23 protein-coding genes and 2 pseudogenes are annotated in these 25,594 nt (G+C 46.7%); 16 read left to right on the top strand and 9 right to left on the bottom strand.

The window, feature by feature from the left end; all coding sequences use genetic code 11:
- Positions 1-258: 258 nt before the first annotated feature.
- On the top strand, positions 259-600 hold the full coding sequence (locus SB752_RS24195; protein ID WP_410718079.1) for a hypothetical protein: 342 nt from the start codon (positions 259-261) through the stop codon (positions 598-600).
- A 181-nt stretch (positions 601-781) separates the two neighbouring features.
- Positions 782-2,032, top strand: coding sequence for an MFS transporter (locus SB752_RS24190; protein ID WP_410718078.1), 1,251 nt, complete (start codon positions 782-784; stop codon positions 2,030-2,032).
- Positions 2,033-2,156: 124 nt separating this feature from the next.
- Here SB752_RS24190 and SB752_RS24185 read toward each other — a convergent pair.
- Together SB752_RS24185 and SB752_RS24180 are read right to left on the bottom strand one after the other, a co-directional pair.
- A pseudogene (locus SB752_RS24185) lies at positions 2,157-2,570 on the bottom strand (RraA family protein); the annotation flags it as partial.
- Between the two features lie 123 nt (positions 2,571-2,693).
- Positions 2,694-3,746: a 2,3-butanediol dehydrogenase gene (locus SB752_RS24180; protein ID WP_410718077.1), complete on the bottom strand. Its 1,053-nt coding sequence runs from the start codon at positions 3,744-3,746 to the stop codon at positions 2,694-2,696.
- 278 nt (positions 3,747-4,024) lie between these two features.
- Between SB752_RS24180 and SB752_RS24175 the strand changes: the two genes are divergently transcribed.
- The 3 genes from SB752_RS24175 (at position 4,025) to SB752_RS24165 (ending at position 6,085) form a co-directional block, all read left to right on the top strand.
- Positions 4,025-5,050 (top strand): LacI family DNA-binding transcriptional regulator, encoded by a 1,026-nt coding sequence (locus SB752_RS24175; protein WP_410718076.1) that lies wholly within the window; start codon positions 4,025-4,027, stop codon positions 5,048-5,050.
- A gap of 251 nt (positions 5,051-5,301) precedes the next feature.
- A complete protein-coding gene (locus SB752_RS24170) occupies positions 5,302-5,700 on the top strand; it encodes a hypothetical protein (RefSeq protein WP_410718075.1) in 399 nt (132 codons plus the stop codon).
- A complete protein-coding gene (locus SB752_RS24165; protein ID WP_410718074.1) occupies positions 5,639-6,085 on the top strand; it encodes an aminoglycoside phosphotransferase family protein in 447 nt (148 codons plus the stop codon). Before SB752_RS24170 ends, SB752_RS24165 begins: the two co-directional genes overlap by 62 nt.
- Before the next feature lie 116 nt (positions 6,086-6,201).
- Here SB752_RS24165 and SB752_RS24160 read toward each other — a convergent pair whose 3' ends face one another.
- Positions 6,202-7,038, bottom strand: coding sequence for an alpha/beta fold hydrolase (locus SB752_RS24160; protein ID WP_410718136.1), 837 nt, complete (start codon positions 7,036-7,038; stop codon positions 6,202-6,204).
- Positions 7,039-7,178: 140 nt separating this feature from the next.
- Between SB752_RS24160 and SB752_RS24155 the strand changes: the two genes are divergently transcribed.
- The gene (locus tag SB752_RS24155; protein ID WP_410718073.1) at positions 7,179-7,571 is read left to right on the top strand and encodes a GyrI-like domain-containing protein; all 393 of its coding nucleotides are present in this window, start codon (positions 7,179-7,181) and stop codon (positions 7,569-7,571) included.
- Between the two features lie 167 nt (positions 7,572-7,738).
- A complete protein-coding gene (locus SB752_RS24150) occupies positions 7,739-8,464 on the top strand; it encodes an acetoacetate decarboxylase family protein (protein ID WP_410718072.1) in 726 nt (241 codons plus the stop codon).
- Positions 8,465-8,648: 184 nt separating this feature from the next.
- On the opposite strand, the gene SB752_RS24145 is transcribed toward SB752_RS24150, so the two are convergent.
- Positions 8,649-9,107: a DUF7832 domain-containing protein gene (locus SB752_RS24145; RefSeq protein ID WP_410718071.1), complete on the bottom strand. Its 459-nt coding sequence runs from the start codon at positions 9,105-9,107 to the stop codon at positions 8,649-8,651.
- A 273-nt stretch (positions 9,108-9,380) separates the two neighbouring features.
- Between SB752_RS24145 and SB752_RS24140 the strand changes: the two genes are divergently transcribed.
- From SB752_RS24140 to SB752_RS24125, 4 genes and pseudogenes are all read left to right on the top strand, one after another.
- On the top strand, positions 9,381-10,829 hold the full coding sequence (locus tag SB752_RS24140; RefSeq protein ID WP_410718070.1) for a sigma-54 interaction domain-containing protein: 1,449 nt from the start codon (positions 9,381-9,383) through the stop codon (positions 10,827-10,829).
- 306 nt (positions 10,830-11,135) lie between these two features.
- The gene (locus SB752_RS24135; RefSeq protein ID WP_410718069.1) at positions 11,136-12,581 is read left to right on the top strand and encodes a sodium/proline symporter; all 1,446 of its coding nucleotides are present in this window, start codon (positions 11,136-11,138) and stop codon (positions 12,579-12,581) included.
- A 16-nt stretch (positions 12,582-12,597) separates the two neighbouring features.
- On the top strand, positions 12,598-13,344 hold the full coding sequence (locus SB752_RS24130; protein WP_410718068.1) for an acetoacetate decarboxylase family protein: 747 nt from the start codon (positions 12,598-12,600) through the stop codon (positions 13,342-13,344).
- A 19-nt stretch (positions 13,345-13,363) separates the two neighbouring features.
- A pseudogene (locus SB752_RS24125) lies at positions 13,364-13,465 on the top strand (2,5-dichloro-2,5-cyclohexadiene-1,4-diol dehydrogenase LinX); the annotation flags it as partial.
- Between the two features lie 118 nt (positions 13,466-13,583).
- On the opposite strand, the gene SB752_RS24120 reads toward SB752_RS24125, so the two are convergent.
- From SB752_RS24120 to SB752_RS24110, 3 genes are all read right to left on the bottom strand, one after another.
- Positions 13,584-14,978: a TraB/GumN family protein gene (locus SB752_RS24120; protein WP_410718067.1), complete on the bottom strand. Its 1,395-nt coding sequence runs from the start codon at positions 14,976-14,978 to the stop codon at positions 13,584-13,586.
- A gap of 155 nt (positions 14,979-15,133) precedes the next feature.
- Positions 15,134-16,864 (bottom strand): methyl-accepting chemotaxis protein, encoded by a 1,731-nt coding sequence (locus tag SB752_RS24115; protein WP_410718066.1) that lies wholly within the window; start codon positions 16,862-16,864, stop codon positions 15,134-15,136.
- Between the two features lie 132 nt (positions 16,865-16,996).
- Entirely contained in the window at positions 16,997-17,779 is a 783-nt protein-coding gene (locus SB752_RS24110; protein WP_410718065.1) for a DeoR/GlpR family DNA-binding transcription regulator, read from the bottom strand.
- 229 nt (positions 17,780-18,008) lie between these two features.
- Here SB752_RS24110 and SB752_RS24105 point away from each other — a divergent pair, with 229 nt between their 5' ends.
- The 3 genes from SB752_RS24105 (at position 18,009) to SB752_RS24095 (ending at position 21,507) form a co-directional block, all read left to right on the top strand.
- Positions 18,009-18,758, top strand: a complete 750-nt coding sequence (locus tag SB752_RS24105) for a YcdB/YcdC domain-containing protein (protein WP_410718064.1) — start codon at positions 18,009-18,011, stop codon at positions 18,756-18,758.
- Positions 18,759-18,999: 241 nt separating this feature from the next.
- Positions 19,000-20,220 (top strand): amidohydrolase, encoded by a 1,221-nt coding sequence (locus tag SB752_RS24100; protein WP_410718063.1) that lies wholly within the window; start codon positions 19,000-19,002, stop codon positions 20,218-20,220.
- 69 nt (positions 20,221-20,289) lie between these two features.
- Complete coding sequence (locus tag SB752_RS24095; protein ID WP_410718062.1) at positions 20,290-21,507, top strand: amidohydrolase family protein; 1,218 nt, start codon at positions 20,290-20,292, stop codon at positions 21,505-21,507.
- 69 nt (positions 21,508-21,576) lie between these two features.
- Here the strand turns inward: SB752_RS24095 and SB752_RS24090 are convergent, their stop codons facing one another.
- Positions 21,577-22,791, bottom strand: a complete 1,215-nt coding sequence (locus SB752_RS24090) for a cytochrome P450 (protein ID WP_410718061.1) — start codon at positions 22,789-22,791, stop codon at positions 21,577-21,579.
- 301 nt (positions 22,792-23,092) lie between these two features.
- On the opposite strand from SB752_RS24090, the gene SB752_RS24085 reads away from it, so the two are divergent.
- Positions 23,093-23,485 carry a VOC family protein gene (locus SB752_RS24085; protein WP_410718060.1) on the top strand — a complete coding sequence of 131 codons (393 nt, stop codon included), beginning with the start codon at positions 23,093-23,095 and terminating at the stop codon, positions 23,483-23,485.
- Positions 23,486-23,541: 56 nt separating this feature from the next.
- Here SB752_RS24085 and SB752_RS24080 read toward each other — a convergent pair whose 3' ends face one another.
- Positions 23,542-24,603 carry an SDR family oxidoreductase gene (locus SB752_RS24080; RefSeq protein ID WP_410718059.1) on the bottom strand — a complete coding sequence of 354 codons (1,062 nt, stop codon included), beginning with the start codon at positions 24,601-24,603 and terminating at the stop codon, positions 23,542-23,544.
- Between the two features lie 266 nt (positions 24,604-24,869).
- On the opposite strand from SB752_RS24080, the gene SB752_RS24075 reads away from it, so the two are divergent.
- A complete protein-coding gene (locus SB752_RS24075) occupies positions 24,870-25,373 on the top strand; it encodes a DinB family protein (protein ID WP_410718135.1) in 504 nt (167 codons plus the stop codon).
- Positions 25,374-25,594 lie beyond the last annotated feature (221 nt).

Raw genomic sequence — 25,594 nt, 5'->3', positions numbered from 1 at the left:
TATCTACCACCATCTCTTGAAGAATGACTACTGGCGGATCATTCGCTAAGGCATACCTTTAGAGCCAGCGGATCTTGGTGAGCAACTGTTTTATTCTACCGTTTTACGTTCGCCGAGCGATTTTATTGAAGTCCCACATACTTTTTTCTCGAATCCCCAGCTGCTGAACAAGCCGCATAACGGGAAGGCTGGGGGAATGAGGATCATTCCTGCCTCACAGCTCGCAATTTCGACAAAGTCTTCTGTAAAGGAGGAGGCATGGAGGTTTATCGCTTTCCTACATTCGGAAGAGGTGCAGGCCAGGAGCGACAAGGCTTCTCGTTTCTTAAATCTGTAAACGAAAAGCAACTCGCTGATATATGGCAGCAAGTAAACAACAGTTCGTACAAGCTGTCATCTGGAAAAGCTGTCAAGGTATCTGAGGGTGATTTGGCGGAGTTCAAGGAGATCGTGCAAAAAGACGGCCAGTTTGTTGAGCTGGACGGTCAAATCTTGAACATCGTGGGAGAAGTATCTACATTATTCTTCGAGGGCCAAAAGTCAGCGGAGGAAGCAGCCAAGATAATACAGGAACGGACAATTGCTTATTTGAATGGGTAAAGGCTTGGATATTGCCAACGAAAGCAAAAAAGTGATATGCTTTCGTTAGGAAAAACATAATAAGCTGCTCACCGTAATCTTGGGAGTCTGATGATTGATGCTGGGAAACCGCATCATGATCAGGCTCCTTTATGCTTTTATTAGGGCCATTTGCCTTACGAAATCATAAGGAGTGACGATGGTGGGAGAAGTTTTTAAGAATCGAAATTTTCGCAGGCTGTTCTTTTCTAATTTGTTTTCGGGGTTTGGTCAGGGGATGACCATGATTGGGATATCGTGGTATCTGGTAGAGTCGACTGGCTCAGCAAGTCTACTTGGCTCTACAATGCTTTTTTCCTCCATATTGACGCTGCTCGTGGGACCCTATTCGGGTACGTTGATTGACCGTTTTTCTCGCAAGACGATTCTACAAATGGAACAGCTGGGGGGCTTTGTGGTACTGGCGCTCTTGGCCGTTTGGGGATTTTGGGGGAGTTATCACGAGTGGATGCTGGTTTTGCTTTATATGGCGACGTTATTCATGTTTCAGATTCATGAGCCAGCACAGGCTGCCTTTGTACAGGAGACATTCGCTCCCAAGCATTACAAGGCGATCAACTCTTCACTGGAGATTGAGAATCAAACGGCATTGGTTTTAGCAGGAGGATTCGCGGGAATTATTTTGGGTAAATTTGGACTGCATGTGGTACTGCTGTTCAATGCGTTAACGTACTTGCTTGCTTTTATCATGCTGTCAGGAATCGACTACGTTTTTACGCTGGGCAAGCAAACGGAGAAATCCCCGCGAACGTCTTGGGTAGAGCAATTTTATCAAAGCTGGGTCTATATCAGGGAGAGAAGAGGATTTATGATCTTCGGGGTGTCCGCGTTGGTGCCATTCATAGCCGTTATGCTGGCGAATCTGTTGAATCCGATTTTTGTGAGTCAGGTTTTGCGAGAAGATGTGAAGATTTATTCGCTTGGTGAGGTGACGTATTCGATTGGAGCCGTGGCAGCTGGCATCATGCTTGCCTGGTTTAGTCTAAAGCTCGGGGCTTTTTCGTACATGGTGCTTAATTACGTGTTCATGGCGATCGTGCTTGTTTTGACTGTCGCGATACCAAACGGGTGGGTGTTTGTACTGCTCTCTGCTTTTATCGGGTGGTGCAACGTTTCAACCCGGCTGATTCGACAGACCTTGTACATGGAGCTGCTGCCCAATCGTTTTATGGGAAGGGTTATGAGCTTTTTCAAATCCATCGGGACGCTGATGAGACTTTTGCTGTTGGCTATGTTCACAGTCATGCTTGACTCTACAGGAGCGCAGGTAGGATACGTTGTGCTCGCCAGCTTTTTAATCATGGCGGCTCTCGGGATTCTTTTTTCCATGCGCTTGCTGATGAGACAGGTAGACAAAGCCGAGACGGTGACAGGCCAAGGGTCTGCAGAGTAAGGGGAAAGGTGGGAGTTTATCCACGATAGAATAGCTCCTCTCCAGGGGGGTTCTTTTAGGCAAAAAGCGCATCGATAGGCGCCTTTTATCTAGTGCATTATTTTCGTGGCATTAGCCAGAAACTAGGTACATTAATTTGGCCCCAACCTGCTTTGCCACTGGCGGCGACAGTCGTTCCTTTGCAAAACACGGGGAAGTCCAGCTGCTTGATTCCGATGATATCGAGGATGACTCCGTCGACTACGATTCCCTGAATACCGAGCGTTTTGGCGAGGCCAACAATAAAATCTCCAGCAATCGCCCGATAGGTGTCGCCCTTTGCATCGATCACAAGAACATCGCCAGGCTGAGCTTCCCGGATAGCCTGCAGTACCGTTAGATTATCACCAATCGGCATTTGCACAGTGAATGCTCGTCCGGCAATTCGGTACTCTTCTTTTATCGGCTTGATGCTGCTATCCATGTTGGTCAGCCCCTGCAGCGCATCTGATATGCACGTTGTAGGGACGTTTTGGTATTGGGAAACGATAGTGGACATAAAGAATCCTCCTTTATTTGAAAAGTTTGGAATTCTGGTTATATCCATTATACGATACGCTGAATTTCATAGAGGCAACAAAAAAAGCCAGGGGTTGGTTCCCTGGCTTTACTCCATTGAGCGTTACTGTTTCGGACTTACCAAAATTTTCACCTGATTTTTCTCTTTCAGCAAGGCTTCAAATCCATGCTCCACGATATCGTCCAGCTTGATTCGTTGGGTGACCAGCTTGTCCGCGGGGAAGAAGCCTTTTTCCATCAGGCTGATAACAGCTGGGAAAACATCGCGATAACCGATGATGCCTGTCATGTTGCGTTCTTTCATGACGATGTGGTTTGGTTTGATTGGCGCTTCTCTTTCGAAGATGCTGACGATCATGATTTGTCCTGCAATTTTGGTTGATTCGATTGCTTGGGTAAGGACTGGTGGTACACCGGTTACCTCAAAAGCGATGTCGGCACCGCCGTTTGTGCGGTTGTGGATTTCTTGAACGACATCGTATTCTTTTGGATCGATGACGATAGCGCCCAGCTCTGCTGCTTTTAGTTTACGCTCTGGAGAGAGCTCAACAGCATAAATTTCTGCGGCACCGGAAGCTTTCAATGCTTCGATGACGAGCAAGCCGATTGGACCTGCACCAAATACAACTGCTTTATCGCCGACTTTCAGCTGACTGGAGCGAACGGCATAAAGAGCGACGGCAGATGGCTCGACGAGAGCACCTTGCTCATAGGAGAGGCTGTCCGGAATTTTGTGGACCATATGCTCATCAGCAGCCACATATTCCGAGAAGCCGCCGCCGCCTCCTGCCAGACCGAGGAAGCCCATTTTTTCGCAAAGATTGTATTTGTCTTGTTTGCACGCTGGGCATGTGCCGCATGCGAAAACCGGTTCTACAACGACGCGATCGCCAACCTTGATCGAAGTTACACCTTCCCCGATCTCTACGACTTGTCCGGAAAATTCATGTCCCATTACGATCGGAGCTTTTTCGCCTGTCAGTGGATGAGCAGTGCCACCAGGAATGAAAATCGGGCCAGCCACGTATTCATGCAGGTCACTTCCGCAAATACCGCACCATTCCACTCTGATTTTTACTTTTCCTTTAAGAGCTTGAGGCTCCGTAATCGTTTCCAAACGTAGGTCTTTCAAACCATGCCATCGCAACGCTTTCATAACGGTCATCTCCTTGTTAGGCTTGAGGATTATATATGAAATTCAGCAAGAGAAATAGGAAACGTTTCCGAAAATAAATATGTCATAACTTTGACATATTGTCAAATCGATATATGTGTGGAAAAAGTCAAAAAGTGTGTTGCTCGCGGATGCTTTGTAGACGTGCAGCCAGCTTTGCGATCAGGTCATGGAGATATGGTATAATCATGTATAGAAAGATTACTTTGGATCGGAAAAACAGAAAACGATTCCGAGACGGAAAGGATCTCTACAATACCATGAAAAATAAAGTAACGATTGAAGATGTAGCAAAACGGGCGGGCGTAGGGATCGCAACTGTCTCTCGTGCCATTAATGATAGTGGGGGAATCAGCCCCAAGACAAAAGCACTGATTTTGGAGGTCATTGAGGAGCTTGGCTTTACTCCGAATACTTCTGCGCAAAGTCTGAAAATACGTCAAACGTATCAAATTGCACTTGCTGTGCCAGACATTCGCAACGCGATTATTCCGGAAATCTCCTGGTCTGTAGAGCAGGCAGCCAAGCAGCATGGCTATCGGGTCGTGCAAATCAACACGTCTGGGAATGCCCGGACCGAGCTTGAGACTGTGCGCGAGGTCAAAAAGCTGCATGTGGATGGGCTCATTATCATGCCGCTTGCTTATCCGAAAACGTTGGTTGATTTGATTAATAAAGCCACTGTTCCTGTTTCCATTATCAATTATGGAAAAAAGCTGGATGATCATGTGAAAGCAGATGTGGTCAGTCTCGCTCGTCAGGAAGGTCGCCTAGTCATGGAGCATTTGATTAAAATCGGGCGAACACGGATTGCCTATGCAGGCGCACCCAAGGACAAGATTGAAGAACGATACTTTGCCTACGAAGGGTCTTTGGCGCATGTCGATCCATCCCTGATTTATTTCGGTGAGGACTTTTCATTTGAAACGGGCTTGCGTGCTGCTGATTACTTTTTCAGCTTGAAAAATATGCCGGACGCCATTTATGCGGTCAATGACATGGTGGCGATCGGGATCGTGAATCGGTTCAAGGAGCTGGGAGTCCGTGTCCCTGAGGATGTAGCTGTAGTAGGCATCGATAACAATTTATGGACGACGATCACCACTCCGCAAATCAGCTCGGTTTCGATTATGGGGGATGAAGTAGCTCGTTTGGCTACTGAGCTTTTGTTGAAGCGGATTCGTGAGCAAGGGTCAGGGGCTTATGAGCGCGTTCAGTTCGAACCACGACTGATTGTAAGGGAGTCGAGTGTGGCGGTTATTCGTAAATCGCCATTGGAGATGTAAAGAATGCTAGATTGCATAGGGTGCTGGCTGTCGATCATGTCGACGGCCTTTTTTATGTGCCTGACTTCTCCAAATGACATTGATCCAGATAATCCCAGGTGTATATAATGAGGGTAATTTACATGAGAGTGAGTGATGATCATGAGAACAGCTGTCATTATGGTCCATGTCCATTTTGCGAAAGGGCAGGGGAGATGACTGCTTTTTAGGCTCTCTTCCATGCCACTAGGAATTACGTGGGAGGGATTTTTGTGAGTACGACTGAACATTCATTTGATCAACAGCTATCAGGGCCACCTACTTTTTCGTCTCTGCAGGAATATATAGCACGCAAGGATGACATTCACTTCTGGTGGTCGTATGTGACTACTATCCTCAAACGTCATGGTCTGGAGAAAAAGGGTCAGGGGCTTCTAGCAGGGCTCGGCGGGACGTATCCGACCTTCCTCCATGGGGAGGTAGTCATTAAACTGTTTGGCTATATACGATCAAGCGAAAAGTCATACGAAGCGGAACGGGCTGCGCAGCTGTTGCTCGCTACTGACCCGGAAATTGCGGTGCCTCGATTGGTCGCAGAAGGCCGACTTTTTGAAGACCAGGGCTATTGCAAACAGCTCGCTACCTGCCCATCTGGTTGCGCAGGTGGATGAATACCTTGCTGGGCTTGGTCCGTTCGATCCTGTCTTTGTCCACGGAGATGTGATGTTTCGCCACGTTTTCGTTGAGGATGGACGTCTCTCGGGAATTATCGACTGGGGCGATGCGATGGTGACCGATCGGCACTATGAGTTCGCCAAGCTCCATCTCGATCTGTTCAATTGCGACAAGTCGCTGCTGCGAGCGTTTCTTGAGGCAAGCGACTGGCCAATGACCAAGAATTTTGCTAAAAAGGCGATGGGAATGGCGCTCTACCGTCAGGCACATGGTCTCGTCCAGCATTATTCTATGGATGTCTTTTATACCTTGCCGGCTCTGCTCCCGTTGCAAGACATCGCGACGCTGGATGAGCTGGCGAACGAACTCTTTGCGGTGTAGCGGCTAGGCTGGCAAACGAACCAAGAGGACTCTTTAGTATTTGGCCGGGAATCAAAAGACCCTGATGAAGGACCTTTTCAATGGTTTCCAACATCAGGGTCTCGTTAATCAATTGTTTAAGTTCTTTCTAGTAGAACTTTTAGTGTAGAATCAATGAAAATCGCATCGGTCGGATTCAGTCCAAAACCAGCTAAGTGTCCCCAGATCGATTCAATTGGCTGAAAAGTAGCATTAGGTATGAGGCTAGTCTCGTATTGGCTGTCTTCCGGGGTGAAATATAGATCAGTCCTCACAGGCATCACGACGGTTCGTGCCTTTATGCTGTTCAAGGCGAGGGAAAAGTCTCCTTTGTACAGAGGATTTCTGCTTAAATCAGCATGCTGCCATGTCCACATCATAGCAAGCAAATCATTCGCATCTGACTGGAGGAAGCTCTCCTCCCAAAACTTCGAAATAAAATCAGAAAGAGAGACGTAGCCCAGTTCTTTGAAGCATTCTTCCCGGTAAAAGGCCTGTGAAAATCCCCAGCTCGCATAAACGCGCCCCAATGTACGCAAGCCAAGCTCAGGTGGTGCTGTGTACATGCCTTTATTCCACGCAGCATCTGCTTGCAGTGCAGCTCTTATGCCCTCGATCATGACCGAGTTGTGAGGCCAGGTCTTGGCAGTTCCCGCAAACGGAGCCAATCGCACTACCATATCTGGATAGCTTGCTCCCCATTGAAAGGCCTGAATCGCCCCCATCGACCATCCGGTTGCCAATGCCACTTTCTTGACTCCAAACCTCTCTGTCAGCAGCCGATGCTGCAAAGCGACATTATCAAAGATTGTGACGTTCGGAAAATTCGCTTTGTCAAAAGGACTTGCAGTGTTGCTTGGAGAGGAAGATAATCCATTCCCGAGCATATTTGGAATCACGATAAAATATTTCTCCGGGTTTAGCGCCTTATTTATACCGATCGCGGATCAATTACTTACACTCAATCGCATTCTTCTATATAAAGACTTGGGATTTACTCTGCAACAAATTCATCAGTTGCTACGTGAAGATATTTCAACGGAGAACGTTCGAGGAATGCTTCAGAGAAAAGAAAGTGAAATTCAACAACTGCTTGAAGTGGAGCGGGAGCGACTTAGGCAAACAAAAAAGACAGCTGCTCCCACAGATGGTTATGTGGAAAGAATCGGAGAGTAACGAGGCGGAATTCGAATTGGAGGTAGCCTATTCGCTCAAGCAGGAGATTGCCGTTTCCTCTGACATCCTGAATGTGCGCATGCTGCCTGAGGAGCCGATGATGGCAACGTTATTACAACGGGTAGACCCATTCGTTCCTTCTACGACCTGCATTGATTTAGCCAAGTGGCTGGAGGACAATCACTATCGAATAAAAAAGGACCAGCCTGGAAGAGAAGTGTATGTACAATCACTCGAAGAGAATGGCGATACTTTCGTAGAGGTTCAAATTCCGATTGAATCCAAGAGCTGAAATGAATTTCCCAAAAACGGGTAATTACCGAAATAGACCACAGATTTACGGGTGACGAATATCACGACGAGCAATTCAATCCGTCCTACGCAGAAGGAACCCTTTGGCATGTGTTTTGCAAAGTTTTATTCCTGACTAGCAAAATCCACGTTAAAGGAGATATTCGCATGCTAAAACCAGAGTATACGATTCTACCCGATTACGCGCCATTGTATCCGCAGGTTCCCTATCACTATAAAAATTACGAGAAAATCAGTGTTTACTGTAGGGGAAATCGTGAGGCGATCGAGCGGTTTTTGCCAAAGGACTTTGAATTTGTATCGGATATTTTCGAGATTTTTGTGCTGAAAAACGAAGTCATTGAGGGACTCGTTCCGTATTCCGAGGGTGGGATCGTGATCCCTTGCAAATATAAAGATATCGTTGGGGCGTACATGGCTTATGAGTACGTCGATACCGACGAAGCGCTTTGTGCAGGAAGAGAAATTTGGGGATATCCCAAGAAGCTGGCTGAGGTAGAATTCAACCGCGAACAAGGCATTGCACAAGGGAGAATCACCCGCAAGGGCAAAACCATCATCGATATTGCACTCACCTTTGAGGACGTAGAAGTAAATCCGCCGAATCTGTTTCCACGACTCCAGGTCAAACGGATGCCACGTGCTGACAAGTATGGAATGGATATGGATCAGGTTATTTTAAATGAATTTGTCGACTCGGTCATCCATACGCGACAAACTGGAACGGCCAAAGTGAACTGGGAGTATTCCAGCTATGATCCCATCGCGGAGCTGGGGCCTGTCGAAGTATTGGGCGGTGTTTTTGCCATAGGTGACTTTACGTTGACGTATGGAAAAATCATTGAGGACAAGGTGCAAGCAGTCGCAAAATAAGCGGATAGGGTGGACGGCCATGGAATTGCGAGATAAGGTCGCTATCATTACGGGTGCGTATGGCGTGGATGGTGGCAGATTGGCCAGATAAAACGTTAAATCCCGTTAACTCAGCTCCACAAAAAAGTAGCGACAGAATGAGGACTTGGACGAAACCCTCAGACTGCCTCTGCTTTTTTTGTGGCTAGCGAACGTTTTCAAGCCAATACTCATACTCGCTGTCGATGGCTTGTCCCATGTGGAAGTAGTTATCCCAGTTGTCTTCTACATGATAGATACTGGGATCACAATCGAACTGCTCCATGAAGTGATACAAATATTCACCGTACTCGCCACTCTGCAGGTTACGGTAATAATAGTTGGCGAATTTGTTTCCTTCTTCATTTAGCAAATCTGTAGCCAGCACGCCTCCCAGCTGACGATATAGCTGTGAGCTTGTCAGCTTTCTTTGTTTGAAATCTTCGATGTGACCGGAATAGTGGTGGAGAGCATCATCGCTGTACATTTCGCGATCTACGATCCAGCCAAGAAAAAATCCTGCAAAAACATATGCTTGTTCCCGTGGCAAATCCGTTGGGAAATCGCCCTCGTAATGATACTTTGCCTTGTCGTACACGGTGCTACTGGAAAGGGTATCGCTCATCCGTCTTCTCCTTACGTGGTTAATAGGTGGAAATGCTTCGATTGCTTTCCGTATTGTTACATTCCATTATGATTGGTTTTTTCCTTCAAGATCTGGCTCCTTCCGTAAGTGATTGCTGCTTATGGGATGGGGCCATCGTTTTTTTCCCGACCTTTTTGCCGGATTGGTGTGGCTGTATATCTCCTATTTATAGTGACGATGAAATGTTTATAATATTAGTAATTATGCGATTATAGTGTTTCGCATGCCAAAAGACGAGAGGTGATAAACAGCATGGAAGAACTGAGAGCGCAATCAAAGCAATGGGAGCAAATTTTTTCGGTTATTCGCGAGGGGGTCTTGGTTGTTGATTTGGATTTACGGGTCACCTATGTGAATGAAGCCGTGCAAAATATTGGGATTTACCCGGAGAAAGTGATTGGCGAAAACATTTTTCAAGTCTTTCCAAATCTGAAGCAGGAGCACAGCCACTTTGTGAAAGTATTGGCTACTGGTCAGCCGATTACAGACAAGGTGCTTACCTTTGTTACCTATCGAGGTGAACGCAAGACGACGCTCACCTCTACTTTTCCTCTCTATGAGAATGGGGTGTTGACCGGTGCTTTTGAAGTATTTCAGGACATTTCCGCGATAGACGAGCTATCCAAAAAAATCGTGTTTTATCAAAATAAAGAACGCCGGGTCGTTCCTCAAAACAAGAAGCATGCCGTGAGTTCTATGTATACCGTTGATTCCATCATTGGAAATAGCCATGCGATAGATTCGCTAAAGGACAAAGTTTCCTTGATTGCGGACAGCTTCTCTCCAGTACTGATTTATGGCGAGACAGGAACGGGAAAAGAACTGATTGCTCAATCCATCCACACCGCTTCTGCAAAGAAAACCGCTCCGTTTATCGCCCAAAACTGCGCAGCCATCCCTGAAAGCCTGCTGGAAGGCATCCTGTTTGGTACAGAAAAAGGAGGGTTTACAGGAGCGGATAACCGACCCGGACTTTTTGAGCTTGCGAATGGCGGGATTTTATTTTTGGACGAGATTAATTCGATGCCGCTTTCCCTGCAGGCCAAACTACTGCGTGTCATTCAGGAGAAGAAAGTGAGACGGGTCGGCGGGCAAAAAGAAATCGATATCGATTTTCGTATTGTAGCGGCAACCAATGTGAATCCAGAGGTGATTTTGCAAACGGGTGAAATGCGCTCCGATCTATTCTACCGCCTCAATGTCATTTATCTGGAGCTGCCGCCTTTGCGGAACAGAAGGGAAGACATCCCGCTGCTCATCGATCACTATATCTCTTACTACAACGAGCAATTTAACAAAAAGGTGCTGGGTGTCAATCAAGAGGCGATGAGCTTTTTTATGGAGTACACATGGCCCGGGAATATCCGTGAATTGCGCAACATGATAGAGAGAGCCATGAACATGCAGGAGGGAGAGGTCATTCAACTAGAGGATGTGAACCTGGGAGCGCTGTTCGGTGTTTCCTCCATGTCGCCCGCCACCATGCCTGCTGAAAGCCGCAAGCAGCAAGGCTCACTGAAAGATGCGCTGAAGGAAGTAGAAGTGGAAATGATTAAGCAAGCACTTCTGGACGCGAACGGGAATGTCTCAAAAGCTGCGCGCAAATTAGATATTCCACAGCAGACGATAAACCACAAAATCGATAAATACACACTGAGACCGTTCATTTATCAGATTAAGCTAAACGCTACTCAAAAATGAGTAATTACCGAATATTTTGCTAGATAAATAGGTAATTCTAGCGTAAGTTCCCCTATGCATTTTGTGAAATCAGGGGCTTGGGGTTGGCATGACTGTTGCTTTATTTCTCCTGTAAGAAGGGAGGAGCTGAGAAGAGCAGTCTACCTGTCAAAAGAATGGTGACTCATGTAAAGGATGCGGGGGTGTAGGAATGAATAGTTCTCTTCCTTTTGTCGGTTGGTTTTTGTATGTGATTGTTCCAGTCTCTACCTTGATCATCACTGCGGTGATTTTACTCATGATTAAAAAGAGGGAGGAGCCCACGAAATGATCGCTACCTTTGTTGTTTATCTTGCTCTCGTGTTCCTTATTGGCTTGTTTGCGGAACGCTATATTTCCAAGAGCGAAGAAGGATATTATCTTGGCGATCGCAACTTCGGGCCAGTAGCGACTGCGATCAGTGCGGGGGCGACAGATACGAGCGGCTGGATTTTTATCGGAGCAGCCGGTTACTCGTATGTTGCGGGAATCTCGACGATGTGGATGCTGCCCGGATTTGTCGTCGGCTATTTTATTAACTGGTTTGTGGTCGCGCCACGTTTGCGCAGGCTGGGGAGCGAATACAATTGCCTGAGTATCCCCGACTTTTTTGAAAAACGTTACGGCTCCAATTTATTGAAAATTACGTCAAGTGTCATCATCGCCATCTTTTTTATCGCCTATATGGGCTCGCAATTAACAGCAGCAGGCAAAGCTTTTCATACAATTATTGATATTGATTACAATACAGGGCTGATTTTCAGTGCGTTTTTTGTACTTGCCTATACCGTTTTTGGCGGGTATCGCGCAGTCGTGTGGACGGATGTGATTCAAGGCTTCATCATGATCATGGTTTTGGTTACCTTTCCGATCTATATGATTATCAAGCTAGGGGGATGGGAATCGTTTTTTGCCCAGCTCGGACAGCTTGACCCGGTGCTGTTGACGCCTGCCGGAGGATCAGTTGGCGCTGCGGCTTTTGGTATCATTGTTGGGCTCGTAGGCTTTGGACTGGGGGAACCGGGACAGCCACATATTATTCAACGCTTTCTCTCTGCCAAGGATGACAAGAGCATCCGTGAGGGCACCTTTATTGCCATGGTATGGGTCATTATTGTGATGATGGGCTCCAATCTGCTCGGTCTCATCGGACGGATTCTGACTCCGAGTCTGACGGATCCCGAGTATGTATTTCCACAGCTTGTCATGGAGACGATGCATCCAATACTAATCGGAGTAGTCTTAGGTGCCATTTTTGCAGCGATTCAATCAACTTTTTCCTCCCAGCTGATGGTGGCTACGCAGTCACTCGCCAGTGATCTTTTGCGCAGCATTTCCAAACGTGAGTATAGCAATAAACAGGTTATTACGATCAGCAGAATCACCATGGTCATTCTATCGATACTCGCAACGGGACTTGCTCTAATGGATATCCAAGCGGTGTTTACCCTCGTGCTGTATGCCTGGGCAGGATTGGGAGCCAGCTTTGGTCCGTTGATTATACTAGCGCTCTATTCCAACGCAGTTACGAAGTGGGGAGCTTTCTGGGGAATGATCTCTGGAACTGTAACCGTTGTCATTTGGAAAAGCACACCTTATTCGGTGTATCTCTATGAAATCATTCCGGGCATGCTCGTCTCTACCATCGTGATTCTGACTGTCAGCAAATGGACGTCAGCTGCGAAGCGTGAGTCGATTCCAGACGAGGCCAAGACCGGCATGATAAATCGATAAGAAGGGGGATGAGAGAATGAGTACCTATGTAAAAGTGCATGGAAACAATATTCCGATTCAAGCGCCGTTAATTCCAGATCCGTTTGTTCCATATACGTGCAAAGGATATCGTTCCGTTTTCGCTTTATGTGAGGCAGATGAATCCATCATTCGCAAATATTTGGAGCCTACACCATTTGAATATGTAGTCAACCAGTTCATCGTGAGTGTGAGTGACTTTAGCAATTGCGACAAAGTGGCTTTTATGGATTGTGCGATTGTTATTCCCGTGAAGCATAAAGATCGCTATGGCGGCTATTACCTGTTCGAGTATGAAAATGACGATTCAGCTATTGCAGCAGGTAGAGATTTGTGGGGGTATCCGAAGAAATATGCTGACATCTCCTTGCGAGAAGAAGATGGAAAAGTGAGAGGCCAGGCAATTCGAAAGGGAAAGGTCATCGTAGATATTGAGTGTGATCTGGCAGCAACCATACCGAATTTCGTCCAACCGCAGACGTATCCGCATCTAAATTTGCATGTTGTGCCGAAGCCAGATGGCAAGGGGATCGCTTCGATGAAGATCATCTCCAGAGATACGTCACCGGATTTTCAGCTCATGAGTGAGAAGCTGGGGGAAACAACGGTGCATCTGCAAGGTCTGCCTACTGATCCGCTGAATGAGCTTCAGCCAGTAAAGGTACTTGGTGGAGGGCTGATCGTCGGAGACTTTTACGCGACAGAAGAGAACGGCTGGGGACATGTGATCGAAACGTTGATATAGAGACTTTGCTGCAAATGAGGTGAATGTAGTGGGACGACTACAGGATCGTGTCGCTGTCATAACAGGCGGAGCCTTGGGAATTGGACGTGCAGTGGCTCTGCTGTTTGCCTCGGAAGGAGCGATGAGTCCTCTTTTGTGACAGGAATCAATTTATTTGCAGATGGTGGTTATACGGCGCAATAAAAGGAGCTGCCCCGCTATTCATGAGGGGCAGCTCCTTTATGTACAGAGCGATTCAACTACTTCACAAATTCAACCGTGTAGCCTTTTTGCTTCAACTGGTCGATGACCATATCCTTCATGACAAAGTGTCCGGCGCCTACCACAACGAAATAGGTGGACTTGCCTTCTTTGTCGAGCAAGGCAGCTATTTTTGTCGCCATGTTTTTGTCGCGTTCGCCAAACAATCGTTTTGCACTGTCGCTTTCTACGAAATCCTGAGAGGAAGTAAAGGATTGGGTAAAACCTTCTACATCACCTTTTGCCCATTGCTGCTGCCATTTGGTAAATTCACCAGCGTTATTTTGCTGCGCAACCGTAGGATTCAAAATGGCATCAAGCGCGTCGTTCAATTCCTTTTCTTGAATGTTCATCGGAACGTTGTTGAATACGTCTGATTGAAGCTTCAGGCCTTCGAGTTCTTCGATCGGTTTATCGGTAAGCATTGCGCTTTGCAGGAAATACATATCGACCCCCAGCGTAGCGGCTTGGTTCATATCTTCTGGTGAGCTAACCAGAGAGGACATGGACAGACTGGTGGTGATCGCCCACGGCTTCAACGTTTCGAAAGCTTGCATCGGAAGATCCAGCTTGTCCGACACCTTCTGAAGCTTATCATTGGTTTCTTTGGAAATATGCTCTTTCAAGGTCGTGCCATCCGTCAGCATCATGGAGTCTGTAAAATATTTCATGTCTTCTGGTTTAGGGGATGCCAGGTTCACTTCGACAAACAAGGAATCGGATGCTGCAAATGCGTCCCTGACCTCTTTGTGCAGCGGGTACATGTCGGAAATCCCCAAGTGAATGGAGCCGAGCAAATAGAGCGTATTTTCGCCCTTGGTCGCCTTCCAGAGAAGTCCTTTTGCTCCGGCCTGGGCTGTATCATACGCATAGGAGACGAGTCTGCTTGAGAGTACAGCAGCTTGTTCTGTGGTGCTTGGCTGATCCAGCTCAAGGCCGCTAGGGGTCCCCTGAACGATGCCTTTCTTTTGGAGGTACTCGTTTGCCGAGTATTTATCAATCTCAAAAGCTTGCGGCAATTCGTACTGCGTAAGGATAGCGTATAAAGTGCGGGTGACCGTTTCTCTCGTAATCGTTCCTGTTGCTCGTGACGCGGGAAGGGTTCCCTTTTTCTTCAATCCCAAGGCATCCAGCTTCTTCGTTGTATCTGCAATTAACGCTTGGAACTTGTCTTTTGTAATCGGCTTTTGAAAAGTCCCGTCATAATACCAGGAAAGTGGGAATATGCCGTATTTTTCGCCTTCGTGTAAGGTTGGAATCGACCACTGGCTAATCGAAGGAGCTGCAGGGACCTCGTTTGCTTGTACTGTATAGACGCTTCCTAGTATCGTCGTTAGACCGAGGACACCACAGGCAATCAGGCGACTAAGGCTGCTCCGTTTTCTAAGTTTCATGCAGAAATCTCCTCTCTTGTAAAAATCCCACTCATTATAGCTTACTCTTGAGTTTATAACAAACAGATATAGGAAAAGACGGAATTCTACGATGAAAGGAAGAGTGGCCATTTTAGGCATGAAAAAGCGCCAACAGGATTGCTGGCGCATATCTACTACACTTTAAATTTGGCGACGAGTGTCTGCATTTCTTCGGCCACTTTTGAGAGGGAAGCCGCAGAAGCAGCGATTTCTTCCATAGAAGCCAGCTGCTCTTCTCCAGATGCTGCCACACTTTGCGAATGGCTCGAAGATATTTTGGCAATCTGATTGACTTCCTCCATCGATGACGTGATTTGCCTACTGTTAGCGGACAAATCGAGAGTCGTATTGGAAACATCCTGAATTTGCTCAGCAACCTCGCGTAGTGTGAGCAGAATCGTTCCGAATTTTTCCTCGGTAGAATGAACGATTGCCAAACCTACACGGACCTCATCCTGCACCTGATTCATCGATGAAGTGGAATTGTTCGTGTCCGCTTGAATCTCGATGATGAGATCCGAAATTTGCTGGGCTGATCGCGTCGATTGCTCCGCCAGCTTGCGGACTTCATCGGCTACCACTGCAAATCCACGTCCATGCTCTCCCGCACGTGCGGCTTCAATCGCTGCATTGAGGGCTAGTAGATTCGTCTGATCCGCGATTCCGCGAATGACATCAATGATTTGACCAATTTGCTCGGAGCGTTCATTTAGTTTAGTAATGAGTGTGCTGGAATTTTCGACGGTTTCCTGTATTCGTTCCATTTGTCCAACCACCTGCTGCAACGATTGGTTGCCTTCTTCGGCTTGGGCAGAGGAGGTTTGGGCTGACGCGGATACTTCCGCACAGTGATTGGCGATGGTTTGGATCGATTGCTCCATTGTTTTTGTGGTGTGTACGGCCTCCTCGGAGTGTGCGGTTTGTGACTCGGAGCCACTTGCTACCTCTTGGATGGCAATGACGATGTGCTCAGTTGCTTTAGAGCTTTGCTCCGCACTGGCAAAAAGCTGTTCGGATGAAGAGGCTACTTGATGGGAAGTAGCAGAAATTTGCCCAAGCAGCTGACGGATGCTGCTTACCATCTGGTCGAAGCCTTTGACCAAGCTGCCGATTTCATCCCGATTTTTTACCGTAATAGGGTCTACCTGCAAGTCACCTTGGGCAATTTGTTCGGTTTGTTTGGCTAACAGACCAAGCGGACGCGTGATGCTTCTCGTAAATAAAATAATGATCGTTCCGCCTGCGATAATGGAAGCACAGAGCGTAATGATCAGACTGCGCAACACATCCTGTGCCGGTGAGTTGAAGTCCATGTAATACGTAGTAGCGGTAATGGCCCAACCCCATGTCGAGTCAAACTCGGTGTAGGCGATTTTCGGAAGCATCTTGGTTTCGTCATCAGGCGCGTACCATTCCGTGTCCATAAAGGCTCCACCTGTTTTGCTCAGCTCAATATTTTCCTGGATCAGATAACGTCCAGAACTATCTTGTAGATTCCAAAGATTCTCTCCCTCACCGTCTGGAGAAGCAACCTGGTTTCCTTTTTCATCATAAATGTAAATGTAACCGTATTGGCCCAAGTTCACATTTTGATTAACCGGGCGCGTCCCGTCGGCATTTTTTTCTCCCAGGATTGCTACTTTGACTCTTTCCTGAGCTTCTGCCATGTCGAGTTTGCCAGCCTTCACTTCCTTATCCAACTGGTGAATCAATTCAATCGTCGTGCGTACGGAGTTTTTGAGAGTGGTTTTACCCAATTCTTCCATAGATGCCTTACCTTGTGAATACCCCATAACTCCAATGATCAAACTAGGAATTAATAAAATCAGAAAACAGATGGTAAGCAGTTTACTGCGCAAATTCATATAATCCCTTCCCCGTAATTTTGTCGTTACTTTCCATTTCCCCGTGTAAAAAGAATCGAAACCATCGCATTTGGGGGATGCAAGGAAAAGGATGCACTAAACGCTGGGGTGTTTGATTGAGGGGGAAGGGATCTATTTCTTTTCTTTTACCTCATGGGTATTGGTAATGATAACCTTGACGCCACGGCTCTCTATTTCCTCCATAGCCTCTATACTTGCTTCATTACTCGTTATCAGTAGATCGATAGCGGTGATTGGCACTACTTTTACAAAGGAATCTATTCCTAGCTTTTCATGTGACGCTAGACAAATCGTATTTCTGGATATTTCGACTACTGCACTGCCAAGCGAAGCGACTTCGGGAGTAGAAGTACTTACACCATTTTTCGAGATGCCGCCTCCTGTAATAAAGCATTTGTCCAAAGTAAACTGCTTCATGAATGTGTAGGCGAGTGCGTCAGTAATGTTCCCTGATTTTTTTACTTTGCCACCTATTAGGTACACATCGATTGATTCTCGGTCTTTTAGAGTGTCCGCTACTTTTAGCGAATTGGTGACAACGGTAAAGGGCAAGTCGGGAAGAAACGGGATCATGGCGTGATGAATAGACGCACTTCCGATATAGACAGTATCCTTTTCCTGAATGAGAGAGGCTGCGTATTTGGCGATGGCTTGTTGCTGAAGAGAAGGCTCTTGGTAGCGCAAAGCAGAAGGGAGAGGAGCAGTTCTGACTTTTGTTGCGGGAATGGCTCCTCCATGAGTGCGTTTTAGCAACCCTTTTTCCTCCATAATGGTCAAGTCTCTGCGGATGGAGTCAATCGACATGTCAAAGAGGTCAGCCAAATCTCTCGCCAGAACGCGTCCGTCCTTTTGGAGAAGCTCGAGGATTTTATCCCGTCGTTCATCTGTGAACAAAAAAATCGCCTCCTTAAAGAAATGTATCACCAATGATGATACCATTTTGTTCGGTTATATTCCGCTTTGTCAATTTTTTTAATCGGTTATATTCGTTTTTGTTACGCTTTGTTCTTTTTTTGTGTGGATAAAAGTGTGAAATTACATATATTTCAAAACATTCATTTTTGTGGCATTTATGATAAAGTAAAAAGAAAGGTGTTATAAATATTTCAGGAGAGTGATGATTATGCCGGTTAACAGCCGACTTGTGGCATTGCTTATTTCTAGCTCCCTACTATTATCGGCTTCCCCTGTGATCGCAGCTGAGAAAAATAATAGCAGTAAAGAAGTAACGTACTACAGTATTGGGTTTCTAGATAGTTTGGTAGAATTGTTCCCGGAATTAAAGGGGTACCATCTTACGACCATAACGATGGGAACGGATACGTTTCAAAATGATGTCATCTATATTGGTATTGGAAAAAGTGATAAAAAGAAGGATCAAGCCCAGCTAACGATTGATCGAAATACAGGTGAGATTGTTGAATACTTGGGGTATCATGAAGCTGGTGACATTTCTAATAGCACGGCAATAAAAAGGGTAAACGCATTCATGAAAAAGCTAGTAAAAAAGGAACACGAAAAATATGTGATCACAGACACTGCTCAGGGAATGGTGTATTATAGCAAGCTTGTAAACGATATCCCTTTCGTTAGTGCAGGCTACTCAATTTTGCTTGATTCAAAGGGCATAGTCACTAGTTTCCATAAAGCTCGGATTGGAGAAGGATTTAAAGAAAAAGACTTCGCCAAACCGTCTAAAGCGATGACTATAACAAAAGCGAAAAAATATCTCCCAGAGGAATGGAAAAAGTATGACCTTAGATTAGTTTACATGGTTACACAAAACAAAGAACTCAAATTGGTCTATCAAACGGTAAGCGGGTTTAGATATGCTGTCGTTGATGCTATAACAGGAGATTTGTTAGAGTATTAAGTAAAAACGAAATTGGTGAGCGGAACAGTTGTCTATAGAAGGCAGCTGTTTTTTTATGGAACAACATTATATAAATAGGATAGCGCTACTATTATCAGAAAAAATAATAAATAAACTCAATTTGGACAAATTGTAAAGATGCTGAAAATAGACGTAAAGATTATGCAAACCAATCACGGCAATATCCTTGATAATAAATAGGATAGAGTCGGAAGATGCAAAAAGAGAGGATGGATCATGGATGAGCGATGCTTATTGGTTAACCAATGTTCGCTTGGAAACGGGGTATCATCGGGAAAACGGTGTTGTTACCGGGACAGAAACAGCTTTCTTTCACCTTTTGATTAAAGCGGGAAAGTTTGCGTCCATTGTTCCTGCCGCCGAAATTTTGACAGATGGTCTTGAGCAGAGGGATGCAAAAGGAAGATTGGCGATCCCTTCTCTGATCGAAAAGCATGTCCATCTGGATAAAACGCTGCTGGGAGAAGAATGGCGAGCGGTCATTCCGGCGGCAAATGTCATTGAGCGATGTGAAATCGAAAAGCGCATCCTGCCAGGGCTGGCGACATCAACAAAGGAGCGCGCTGAAAATTTCCTCGCCCTCTTGCTCTCTTACGGTTCCACACATGTTCGGACGCATGTAGATATTTATCCCGAAGTCGCCATCTCCAATCTGCATGGGGTCAAAGAGGCTCTCGCTACCTTTGAAGGTCGCCTGACTCACGAAATCGTTGCGTTTCCACAGCATGGCTTGCTACGAACCAAAGCAAAGGAGCTGGTACGGGAAGCACTGCGCCAAGGTGCTACACATGTAGGTGGCGTAGACCCTGCAACCGTGGACGAGGATATTGAGGAATCGTTGTACCAGATGGTCGATATGGCTGTAGAGGCCAAAGCAGGCATCGATCTTCACCTGCACGATATGGGACACTTGGGTACTTTTACGATGAAGCGATTGGCTGCTATGACAGTCGACGCTGGCTTGCAGGGCAAGGTGGCGATTAGTCACGCGTTTGCCTTAGGCGATATTCCCGTGAATGAAGCAGAAGAAATGGCAGCGATTTTGCGCGAGGCGGGCATTAGCATTATTACGAGCGTGCCTTATTTTAGAGTGATTCCGCCGGTTCCGGTGCTGCACAAAGATGGCGTAGAGGTAGCGGTCGGATGTGACTGCGTGTTTGATTCCTGGCAGCCTTACGGGAACGGGGACGTGCTGGAACGTCTATGGCGCCTGGCGGAGCGCTCTCGCTGGCTGGACGAGCTTTCTCTATCGCAATCGCTGCAATTTATTACTGGTGGCAAAACAACGCTGGATGTGGAAGGCAGGCAGCTGTGGCCAGCGCCTGAGGATGAAGCGAGCCTACTGCTCGTTGAGGCAACCTGCACAGCAGAAGCCATAGCCCGCAGAGCAAAGCGGAGCGCGGTATTTTTCAAAGGTAGCCTGGTTTCTGGACAAGTGTAGTCCTCGAAAACGTTGGAAAACCATAGAACGGCTCCAGTTATTTTCATAGAGAAAGGGTGTACGAAATAGATGTCTACAGCCTATTGGATTACAAACGTCCGCTTAGAGAGCGGCTATCGTGTGGAAAATGAAAAAGTGGTGGCTACGAATACAGAAACCGCTCAATTGTTGATCGAGGATGGTCGTATCGCCCAAATCGTATATGGAGACATGCCACAGACCGAGCTGCCAACACAGAATGCAGGTGGGCTATTGGCCCTGCCAGCCTTTCGCGATATGCATATTCACATCGACAAAACGTATTATGGTGGCCCATGGAAGGCGGTTACTCCGGTTAAAAATTTGCTGGGACGTCTGGAAGAAGAGAGCAAGCTGATGCCGAAGCTGTTGCCAACGGCGCAGGAACGTGCGGAAAAAATGCTGGATTTGCTGTTGTCGGCGGGCTCCACGCAGATTCGCACTCATTGCAATATCGATCCTTATATCGGATTGAAAAACCTGGAGGCAACACTTGCTGCTATGGAAACGTTTAGCGGCAAGCTCCAGTGTGAGGTAGTGGCGTTCCCGCAGCAAGGTCTTCTGCGCAGCAATCAGGTGGAGAACATTCGCCAAGCTTTGAAAATGGGAGCTACTTTTGTAGGCGGGGTTGATCCGGCAACTGTAGATCAAAACATTGAAAAGTCGCTGGCGACGATTTTTGAGCTGGCTGTAGAGGCGGATGCGCCGATCGATGTTCATTTGCATGATCCGGATCAACTGGGAATTTTCACCTTCAAACGACTCGCGAAAATGACGGAGGAAGCAGGCTGGCAAGGACGCGTAACGATCAGCCATGCGCTCGCTTTGGCAGACATCAGCTTGGCAGAAGCAGGAGAAGTAGCTGAAATGCTGGCTGGTCTCGGTATTTCAGTTACCTCGACGGTTCCGGTGAACCGAGCGACGATCCCGATACCGCTTTTGCGTGACAAGGGTGTATCGGTATCGCTTGGTGATGACAGCATCACTGATCACTGGTCCCCGTTTGGTCGCGGAGACAGCCTTGAAAAAGCGGGAGTCTTGGCGGAGCGTTTCCGTATGCAGGACGAGCGCTCCCTGTCACAGGCGCTTGGATTCATCACGGGTGGAAAAACACCGCTCGATAAAGAGGGGAACCGCATGTGGCCAAATGTGGGGGACGAGGCGGATATCGTCTTCGTCCATGCTACATCTTCAGCAGAGGCAGTGGCACGCAGAGCGAAGCGTCAGGCAATTATGTTCCGTGGAAATGTCGTGTCTGGCGAGCTGTAAGACCACAAAAATGGATAGGAGAAGAGGAGGCGAGAAACCACCTGGGTTTTAGCCTCCTTTTTCTTGTGTTCAGGACTGCTCAATCATGATCGGCAAGCTGGTGAGAGTAAATCCGTGCTTCAGGAGATGTTCCTCCGGTCGAAAGTCTGGTGCAAAACGGATGCTGGGGAATTTGCGTATGAAGGAGCTGAGCGCAATCTGTGTCTCCAATCGTGCTAATGGAGCGCCGAGACAGAAGTGCTCTCCATTCCCGAAAGTCAGATGATCGCGGCTATTCTTCCGGGTGATATCAAACTGATCGGCATTTGTGAAATGCCCCTCATCCCGGTTAGCCGAGGAAATCCAAGCAATAATGTTGTCGCCTTTTTTCATCAGTGGCCCAAATATGTCCGTATCTTCTGTTACTGTGCGATCCATACTGGCTGTAAAGCGATAGCGAAGAACTTCTTCAGCAGCCCCGGGAATCAGACTGGGATCTTCGCGCAACTTGGGGTAGACCCTCTCGTCGATAAAATTGTAGAAAGCATTTGTTAACCAAGTCGTAGTCGTTTCGTTTCCGGCACCTAACAGTCCGATCCCTGTATAAACAATCTCTTCGTCTTTTAGTCGTTCGCCATCGTATTCAGCTTGTGTCAGGTCAGAGAGGATATCATTTTGGGGATTTTTGCGCTTATGCTGGACCAACGGCAATAGATACTCTGCGAAGGTCTGCATCGTTTGCCCCTTGAGCTTTGTCGTTTCTTCGATTCCTTCCGCATGATGCGGCATGAAAAGAATGTCTGACCATTCCTTGATTTTTGCCCAGTCCTGATTTGGCACTCCAAGCAGAGCGGCGATTATCGTAACCGGGATGGGCACAGCAAAATCTTTCATCATATCAATGGGCTTTGACGTATCCTCACTCGCGATTTTGTCGATTAGCATGTCCGCAACTGCTTGAATACGCGGCTTCCAAGATTCGAGACTGCGCGGGGTGAAGGCCTTGGCAAGCAAGCCCCGGCGCTTTCGATGTACAGGTGGATCGGAGAAGGAAAGATTGATCCCGTTATCCTTGACCGGAACCGGAATCAAACTGCGTTTGCGTTCGCTTGAAAAGGTTGTGAAATCAGAGAGGACACGTTTGACATCATCGTATCGAAAGACATTCCAAACGCGCTGCCCTTCATCGTAGAAAACAGGATGATGGTCTCGCATCTCTTTGTACCAGGGGTAAGGATTCCAGCGTTCTGCATTTGATGAAAGCTTCGAGATTTCGTTTAAAAAAATGATATCCAAGGTGGCCATTCTACAGTCCTCCTGCTTTTACTTGATGAACCTAATTGCTTTGGCAGTCAATGATTGTCACCAGTAATCTGCCCGCCATGGGCAAAGCTTACCCGGTTAAAGGAGAATTCAAATGAACTTTGTTGACCAGCTGATAAATAAAAAAATAAGTTCCGCCCCATACCAAGGGCGGATATCTATGGCACATGTTTCGTTATAATAGTAGGGAGCGTTTGGACCACTTACGAAACGGGATGGTGTGAACCGTACTTTTGCCGTCAATCCCGCTAACATAAACACAATGGAAAGGACGGGAAAAGAGATGCAGATTAAACTGACGAGCGTTTTTGTGGATGATCAGGATAAAGCCCACAAATTTTATACTGAGGTGTTAGGGTTTGTCACCAAAAGAGACATTCCTATTGGAGGGGCCAAATGGCTAACAGTCGTTTCTCCTGAAGAGCCGGATGGAGTGGAGCTACTGTTGGAGCCAAACGGGAACCCTACCGCCACCGCCTATCAGAAAGCGATTTTTGACCAAGGAATTCCTGCCACAGCTTTTCTCGTAGATGACGTCCAAAAAGAGTTTGAGAGACTGAAGGGACTGGGTGTCGCATTTAAGAGGGAGCCAACGATGGCAGGAGAGGTCACACTTGCGATTTTTAACGATACATGCGGAAACCTGATCCAAATTTATCAGGTTCATGCAACATAGCGGATAAAGCAAAGCCTGATTGCACAGGAATACGTGTGATCAGGCTTTTGGGTTTTCTAGGTAAAAACGGGTTGCTTTTGATAGCCCCGAATGATCGAGGTAAGCAGACCTTTGTTCATCTTCAGCTCGCTGCGGTTTACCTTGCGTAATAGATCTCTTGTATTATCAGTTGGGAAGTGGAGTGTACGAGTGAAATACTCTTTAAAAATGCCCATGGATGCGTGAAACACTTTTTCCTCTTCTGATAGTGGCTCGCTCGATTCATAGGGGATCGCCTGCAAATTAGGAAAATCCAGAACCTCCTTGATACACTCGATGACCAATTCCTGAGTGGGCGGAGCCGGATTGGAAGCGTGGTAGATTGTCTTGTTTTGGGCGTGTGTGAGCGCTGCTACCAAAACAGAAGTGACATAATCAACGGGAACGAGATTCGTCTGGACGTTTACATCCAACCGCATTCGGTATGTTTGGTTTTGCCAACCCGCTGTCCGGGAGGCTCTTCTTTTGAGGACACATAGACCTTTTAACAATCCATACAAACCAAAATTCGTATCAGCTTCGCCCGTTCGTGAATCACCGATGATGATGGACGGTCTGACGATGACAACCTCCATTTTATCGCTATGGGAGAAAACGAGGTGTTCTGCCAGGCACTTTGATTCTTCGTAATGATTTACAAAAGATCGTTCCAGGTTGTACAGTGCTTCCTGTCCCGCCACTTCTTTCCCTACCGTATAAGCCGTACTTACATAGATAAAACGGCTTGCCCCGATTCCTTCAGCAAATAGCAGTGTGTTTTTCGTCCCGTCTACATTGACCGTAAACGTTTGCGATTTATGGGCTGGATCAAAAGAGAGGAAGGCAGCCAGATGATACACAGCATCTATTTTGTGCTGGACGCGCTGCAGGTCCTGCTGAACGAAACCTAGCCCTGGAAGCGAGACATCGCCCATCACCATATGTATTCTTGATTTGTCCTTATCGGCAAAGCTTTGCAGCAATTGGCTCGCTTTCTGTTCATTTCGTGCAAGCAGGAAAAGGGTGTGACCCTCATTTACTAAATCCTGTGATAGCTTTTTTCCGAGAAAACCAGTTGCTCCTGTTACGAGGATGTTCATTTGAATTAACCAGCTCCGTACTCTTTCGATATAGGGTGAACCTTTCAAGGTGTAGTGAGAAGATATAAACATATCATTATTCAATTATATCTAATGAGAGCGGATGTGACGGAAAAGGTTGGAACGATCTGGTGAACAATGAACCTTATTGGCTGGAAAAGCAAGCTTCACTGACCGTAGTTGTCAGGTAAGCGGAGTTATCATAAAGCTACCGATGAATTCCTATAGTGAACAGAGGGAAAAGAAAGGGGCTATTGATAATGACAATGACTGAGCATGTAAAATCGATGTACGACTTCCATACGTGGGCAAATCAAACATTGTTGAACCGGCTGAGGGAGCTTCCAGAAGAGGTATACACACAAGAAGTACAGAGTGTGTTCCCGACCGTGGCAAAAGTAATGAATCACATTTACATGGTAGACCAAAGCTGGCTCACCATCATGAGTGGCGTGGACATGCGCGAGGTGATGAGTGGTGCAGGGGAATTGGAGAAACAACTGGAGACAAAGAATGTTGTAGAACTGCAAGCCATGTACAGAGAGCTGGCTGAGCGATTTACAGCCTTTTTCAATCAAGAGTCTGACTTGGAAAGAAAGCTTGTCCTCGACAATCCATATACTAGTATCAGGGATACCAGCCTGGCAGAAATGGTGCTGCAAGTGGTGAATCACGGCACCTATCATCGCGGAAATGTAACAGCCATGCTACGTCAGATGGGCCACGCCTCTGTCATGACGGAGTATGCAGCTTACTGGTATTGGGGCTAGTGCGGGAATAGATTTGGGCCGGGAGAATTTTTCTTCCGGCCCGACTTGTTGACAAATGGAAAAATCCGTCCTATAATTATCTTAAATTAAAGATAATCACTTTTAAAACAATTAGAATTCGCCATCTTACTTCCCCAGGCTCGGTTGATCAATAATCGTAAAAAGATCGAGGAACAGAAAGATCCATTTACTTAATATCTTAAATTTGAGATATAATTTTG

The sequence above is a fragment of the Brevibacillus sp. SIMBA_040 genome (assembly GCF_046535075.1).
Taxonomy (GTDB): Bacteria; Bacillota; Bacilli; order Brevibacillales; family Brevibacillaceae; genus Brevibacillus.
Note: the sequence above shows the minus strand (reverse complement) of the source record. Positions and strands in the feature narration are given on the sequence as shown.

Coding starts and splice junctions, on each gene's coding strand:
- SB752_RS24105 (WP_410718064.1), top strand. CDS start 18,009: ATGCCGGTTAACAGCCGACTTGTGGCATTGCTTATTTCTAGCTCCCTA.
- SB752_RS24130 (WP_410718068.1), top strand. CDS start 12,598: ATGAGTACCTATGTAAAAGTGCATGGAAACAATATTCCGATTCAAGCG.
- SB752_RS24090 (WP_410718061.1), bottom strand. CDS start 22,791: ATGGCCACCTTGGATATCATTTTTTTAAACGAAATCTCGAAGCTTTCA.
- SB752_RS24115 (WP_410718066.1), bottom strand. CDS start 16,864: ATGAATTTGCGCAGTAAACTGCTTACCATCTGTTTTCTGATTTTATTA.
- SB752_RS24085 (WP_410718060.1), top strand. CDS start 23,093: ATGCAGATTAAACTGACGAGCGTTTTTGTGGATGATCAGGATAAAGCC.
- SB752_RS24175 (WP_410718076.1), top strand. CDS start 4,025: ATGAAAAATAAAGTAACGATTGAAGATGTAGCAAAACGGGCGGGCGTA.
- SB752_RS24100 (WP_410718063.1), top strand. CDS start 19,000: ATGAGCGATGCTTATTGGTTAACCAATGTTCGCTTGGAAACGGGGTAT.
- SB752_RS24140 (WP_410718070.1), top strand. CDS start 9,381: ATGGAAGAACTGAGAGCGCAATCAAAGCAATGGGAGCAAATTTTTTCG.
- SB752_RS24080 (WP_410718059.1), bottom strand. CDS start 24,603: ATGAACATCCTCGTAACAGGAGCAACTGGTTTTCTCGGAAAAAAGCTA.
- SB752_RS24095 (WP_410718062.1), top strand. CDS start 20,290: ATGTCTACAGCCTATTGGATTACAAACGTCCGCTTAGAGAGCGGCTAT.
- SB752_RS24075 (WP_410718135.1), top strand. CDS start 24,870: ATGACTGAGCATGTAAAATCGATGTACGACTTCCATACGTGGGCAAAT.
- SB752_RS24180 (WP_410718077.1), bottom strand. CDS start 3,746: ATGAAAGCGTTGCGATGGCATGGTTTGAAAGACCTACGTTTGGAAACG.
- SB752_RS24150 (WP_410718072.1), top strand. CDS start 7,739: ATGCTAAAACCAGAGTATACGATTCTACCCGATTACGCGCCATTGTAT.
- SB752_RS24135 (WP_410718069.1), top strand. CDS start 11,136: ATGATCGCTACCTTTGTTGTTTATCTTGCTCTCGTGTTCCTTATTGGC.
- SB752_RS24145 (WP_410718071.1), bottom strand. CDS start 9,107: ATGAGCGATACCCTTTCCAGTAGCACCGTGTACGACAAGGCAAAGTAT.
- SB752_RS24195 (WP_410718079.1), top strand. CDS start 259: ATGGAGGTTTATCGCTTTCCTACATTCGGAAGAGGTGCAGGCCAGGAG.
- SB752_RS24120 (WP_410718067.1), bottom strand. CDS start 14,978: ATGAAACTTAGAAAACGGAGCAGCCTTAGTCGCCTGATTGCCTGTGGT.